The 4946-nt window shown below is 38.8% G+C and carries 5 protein-coding genes; all 5 read left to right on the forward strand.

Going from position 1 to position 4946, the window contains the following annotated elements; translation table 11 throughout:
* The first annotated feature begins 118 nt into the window (after nt 1-118).
* The 5 genes from AACQ42_RS16940 (at nt 119) to AACQ42_RS16960 (ending at nt 4836) form a co-directional block, all read left to right on the forward strand.
* The gene (locus AACQ42_RS16940; protein ID WP_094164794.1) at nt 119-850 is read left to right on the forward strand and encodes a hypothetical protein; all 732 of its coding nucleotides are present in this window, start codon (nt 119-121) and stop codon (nt 848-850) included.
* Between the two features lie 136 nt (nt 851-986).
* Nucleotides 987-1460 (forward strand): GrpB family protein, encoded by a 474-nt coding sequence (locus AACQ42_RS16945; RefSeq protein ID WP_088729540.1) that lies wholly within the window; start codon nt 987-989, stop codon nt 1458-1460.
* A gap of 149 nt (nt 1461-1609) precedes the next feature.
* A complete protein-coding gene (locus AACQ42_RS16950; RefSeq protein ID WP_074534677.1) occupies nt 1610-2152 on the forward strand; it encodes a winged helix-turn-helix domain-containing protein in 543 nt (180 codons plus the stop codon).
* Nucleotides 2153-2291: 139 nt separating this feature from the next.
* Nucleotides 2292-2726 (forward strand): GNAT family N-acetyltransferase, encoded by a 435-nt coding sequence (locus AACQ42_RS16955; protein ID WP_094164795.1) that lies wholly within the window; start codon nt 2292-2294, stop codon nt 2724-2726.
* 163 nt (nt 2727-2889) lie between these two features.
* Nucleotides 2890-4836, forward strand: a complete 1947-nt coding sequence (locus AACQ42_RS16960; protein ID WP_094164796.1) for an AAA family ATPase — start codon at nt 2890-2892, stop codon at nt 4834-4836.
* Nucleotides 4837-4946 lie beyond the last annotated feature (110 nt).

Consider the following 4946-nt stretch of genomic DNA (forward strand, 5'->3'; position numbering starts at 1 on the left):
CGTGGCGACTTTAGTGCAAAATTGAAGTTCAGTGTTTACGGTGTGTTTTTTTGAGTTCGGCGGTGCGTTGTCAACCCCTTAGCCGGGCGTTATATGCGCATGTGGGTATGGATAATATATGAAACAAAAAATAATATGCACGTTGGTATTTTGTATTTGTATCATAATTGGTAGTTGGTTTGGTATTAATCGAGTTGTTGTTGAATTTGAAAGTATCCCAAGTAAGTCATTTTTCGATTTACTATCATTGACCTTAAGCTTCGGTGGTTTTATTTTTTCAGGGCTATCATTTGTAATTGCATACAATGTTTTTTCTGAATGGAAATTGCATCATAAAAAAGAGCTATTGATGGAATTAAAAACTGAATCAATTGATCGTATGCTTAAATGTTATACTGCGCTGTCAGTTTTTTCTTATCATAATGCTTGTAAAGATACATCTGTGTTATTTAGTAACTCTATCTTTGAGCTTCAAAGTGTTACTATGCGTTATTTTAGTATGATAAGTTCTAAAGAGGTTTCAACCGTTGAATTGCTGGCTTGTAATATCAATAATGACCGAATGCAACTGGTTAAAGATTATTCGTCTTTAATGGCGCATATCTATAATGCTGTCAAAGTTGATTCGGCCTTAATTGATCATCAATTTATAACGTTTCCCGATAGCAATATTGAAAATAATGTGCGGAAGAGAATGCTTGAAGTTAGTATGAACAATCTAGGAATTAAGCTCTCGATACAGAATGATCAATTGGACTTAAAGAAATTGAGTGGAGAGCTGTACCTTTGTATCATAGACAATAGCGGTGAGTTGGTAGCGCAAGCATATTCCAATGATGACCGCATATAACAAACGGCTCAAGAGGGATTGCCAACGCGTGGCGGTTTTAGTGCAAAATTGAAATTCAGTGTTTACAGTGTGTTTTTTGAGTTCGGTGGTGCGTTGTCAACCCCTTAGCCGGGCGTTATGCCTTTTGGGAGAAAATATGCAGTTTTACAAAGCAAATGAATATCAGGCATCTTGCGAAAACCTGTATCGTAAGTACGAACTTGAGATAGCTGCTTTACTTCCAGATGCATCTATTGAGCATATTGGAGCTTCCTCTATCCCCAATGCTGTATCTAAAGGTGACCTAGACATACTTGTTGGTGTTAACGGCAAGGAACTAGAGAATGCAGTAAAGTTACTTTCTACTCTAGGTTTCAACGAAAAATCCGACACGTTAAGAACTCCGGAGCTTTGCATGCTGGAAAATAGCTCAGGTGAGGATGTCGCTTTTCAAGTTGTAGCCAATGGTTCGGGATTTGACTTTTTTGTAGGGTTTAGAGACAAACTCCGTAAAAGTCCTGAGTTAGTTCAACGATACAATGAGCTGAAAATGTCTTGTACAGGTTGGTCTCACGAAGAGTATCGTCGGAAAAAATCAGCTTTTATTGAGCGCGTGTTAGGACAGGCATAACAAACTGTTTAAGAGTGATTCGCAACGCGTGGCATTTTTACTATGCGTTGCGTTTAGTGTTTAAGGTGGTATGCGGCAGCTTCAGTATTGCGTTGCTCACACCTTAACAGGGCGTTATGTGCTTGGTGTCAAAATTAAATTGGAGAGTTATGAAAGTAAGTAACCCATTGACAATAATAGCCATTTTTGCAGGTGTAGCTGAAACATTAGCCACAGTTGCTTTGGTGAAGCTACCATTAGAGATTCAAGCAATTTTTGTTTACTTTGTCATGGCGTTTCCTATGGCGATAGTACTGTTATTTTTCTTTGTTCTATATTTCAAAAATATTGTTTTATATGCCCCAAGCGACTTCGATGACCAGAATCATTACCTTCAGGCGAACAACTTAAAAGAGAAGGTGGATCATCAAATGGACGAAATTTTTGCCTCTATTAACAAACGTGGCGCAAAGTTATCCCAGGAAGATCTTGAACGAGCAAAATCAGAATTGGCTAAAACTATTACCAAGGAAACCATGCCGGCTCGAATGATGGATATTTTGGATACAATAGGTAAAGGTAGTTATTCGGCAAGGGGGATTGCTAGTGAACTAGGTTTGGCTCCCTCTACGGTTATAACTTACCTAATGCGTCTCGAGAAAGACGGCTTGGTTGAAAAAGATAGTAGTAACATTTGGAAACTACGCACATAACAATCTGTTTAAGAGGGATTCGCAACGCGTGGCATTTTTACTATGCGTCGGTTTAAAGTGATTAAGGTGGTTTGCAGTGGCTTCAGTATTGCGTTGCTCACCCCTTAACAGGGCGTTATGTGTAACCAGAGGAAAATGCATGGAAGTACAGCTAAAAGTAGGTAGTGACTCCTTATTCGCAGAATCTTTAACCGAGTCAAATATGGCAAGTTACTATCAAACTCGTGGAATAATCTGGGATCACAATCAGTTTCTAAGTAGTTGGGAAGAATTAGATAATTACGAAGTCCATCTAGACCAAGCTCGTGTTGGTGTTCTCCGTTTTAGCTATAGTGGCGATACTACATTCTTGAGGGACTTTCAAATTTTGCCTGAGTTTCAGGGCAGAGGAATTGGGGCAAAGTGTCTCGAATTAGTTGTTAGACATGCACTTAAAAGACAATCCACTAAGCTAGTTTTGCGCGTGTTTAGTGAAAACCCAGCAATCAGCCTGTATGAGTCCAAAGGCTTTGTTAGAACAACTGAAGTCAAAGGGTTGATTGAAATGGAGATCCCTTTAAGTTCAAACACATAACAAACGCTTCAAGAGGGACTTCCAACGCGCGGCATTTTTATTATGCGTTGACTTTGGTGGTTTCAGTGTTATGCGGAAGCTTGGTAGTAGCGTTGTCAGCCCCTTAAGCGGGCGTTATGCATATCGCAAAAATTTAACTTCGGTGGTCTAGGGAATAAATAAAATGTTACTCAAAGAAGTCATTGCTATAAATTATAAAAGTGCTCAAAAAACGGCACTTGAAATTAAGTCCGTTTCTCCAACAGTGCTAATTGGAGAGAATGATTGTGGTAAAACAACATCATTGAACTCGGCAAGACTGTTGTTAGAGCAGTCTTTTTCAGTGTCTATCCCAAATGATAAAACCGAAAAAAATGATTTATCGCATACTGCATTAACTAAAACTGAAATTAATGCTTATTTACTTGAGCAAGGACTGCCTGAGCTATTTGAGCTAACAGAAGATCATCAACAAAAGTTCATTGTATGCATTGGTAAGTTTCAAATTGAAGATTTTGATAAAGACGCTGAAGATATATCTAACCACCTAAAGTGGGTGCTGGAATCTGCAAAATTGATGGATGACCAGTATAGGTACTTTTATAAAGCTAGGGTTATAAACGCAGATACAGGGGTAACTGAAATATATTACTCTCATTACCATCCGGATGAGCAGAGCTTAGCTAGTATTTACAGCTCGACTCAAGCTCAAGTCAATACAGCTATGACGACTTATAATCCAGAGGAACAGAACCTCATTAATGATAATGGTGAAGGACGCCATACAATTTATGAAAAAATGCGTTCGATACTAAATACAGTTTCTTGTTCGTATAAGTTTGTTAAGTTCAGCGATGACGCTAAATATAAGAAGTGGAAGCAAGACTTACAGGCAGCTTTCCCTGAGTACGCTTACTTGAGCTGGAACGAGTCACTAGAGGGTATAACTAAAGCGGCTAATGCTATCTTATCTGACTCTATTGAAGCCGAGGTTACCCGAGCCAAGAAAATTTCAGGTATGCTACGAACACGAGCACAGACAAAGATTAACCAAAAACTTGAAGAGTTGGGTATTCAGAATGAGGTTCCAAGTATTAAGAGTATCAGCGCCAGCGTAAACTTTGAGTTAAAAAATCAACTTACAGACTTGTTTGTAGGTAAAGACAGTTCTGAAGAAAGTGTGCATATTGATAACCAAGGCGAAGGCATAAAACGTCAAATTTGGTTTGCATTGCTTAGGCTACAAGCAGAACAAGCAACAGAAACTAATAAAAGGTATGTCTGGTGTTTTGATGAGCCCGAAACGCACTTGCATCCGAGAGCTCAAAGAGAGTTTATCAACACGCTTCGCTTATTATCGGAACAACATTTTCAAATATTGGTTAGCACTCATAGTACGATTTTCGTTAATGCCTCTAAGCTAGAAGACATAAATACTTTCAAAATTGAAAATAGTTATACCAAAATAGGAGCTATAGCGGAGGTAGGGGATATTTTCGATACATTGGGTGTATTGAATAGTGACTTCCTGTTTTTCAATAAATTCCTTGTTGTAGAAGGTAATACCGAGCAAGCTTTAATCCCGTTGCTCTACCACAAGTATACAGGTTGCACACTGCGTGAAAATAATATTCAGTTGATAAACTTAAAAGGGTGTACCAACGAAGATGTAGCAAACGATTTGTTAGATAGTTTAATTGACGGTTTTGCTAAGCGAGACGATTTATCTATATATATCTTTGATGCTGACACAAACAAGCAGGAAGATGAACAAACATTTGTTGTAGGTAAGCAAGACCTAGAAGATTCGTTACCTACTGGCCTATGGCCGCAGATAGTGCGTGAAGTGTATGGTGAAGAAATTGAAATCACAGAGCAAGATATTATAAGTATTATCGATGCAATTCCGATGGCGCAACAAGGGCACACTTTGCAAGCTAACCAAAAATTTGCGCCTAAGTTGAGGAGCTTAATTCGTCAAAAGTTAGTTGCCATAAACAGTGCAGAAAGAATTGACGACTGGCCAAATAAAAGCTTTGATTGGGGAGAAATCATTGGTCGCCATCTTGATGTATCTGAAATCCCAGACCCTATTAAAAGAGCATTTGATGCACTGATTAGATATGCATAACAAAGCGTTCAAGAGGGACAGCCAACGCGTGGCATTTTTATTATGCGTTGGTTTTTTGTGATTATGGTGTTATGCGGAAGCTTGGCAGTGGCGTTGGCTGCCCCTTAACG

This window comes from Vibrio sp. V12_P9A6T4 (assembly GCF_963874835.1).
GTDB lineage: Bacteria > Pseudomonadota > Gammaproteobacteria > Enterobacterales > Vibrionaceae > Vibrio > Vibrio anguillarum.

What these genes read in the sequence shown, in the direction of transcription:
- AACQ42_RS16940 (WP_094164794.1), top strand. Translation starts at nt 119, where the DNA reads ATGAAACAAAAAATAATATGCACGTTGGTATTTTGTATTTGTATCATA.
- AACQ42_RS16945 (WP_088729540.1), top strand. Translation starts at nt 987, where the DNA reads ATGCAGTTTTACAAAGCAAATGAATATCAGGCATCTTGCGAAAACCTG.
- AACQ42_RS16960 (WP_094164796.1), top strand. Translation starts at nt 2,890, where the DNA reads ATGTTACTCAAAGAAGTCATTGCTATAAATTATAAAAGTGCTCAAAAA.
- AACQ42_RS16950 (WP_074534677.1), top strand. Translation starts at nt 1,610, where the DNA reads ATGAAAGTAAGTAACCCATTGACAATAATAGCCATTTTTGCAGGTGTA.
- AACQ42_RS16955 (WP_094164795.1), top strand. Translation starts at nt 2,292, where the DNA reads ATGGAAGTACAGCTAAAAGTAGGTAGTGACTCCTTATTCGCAGAATCT.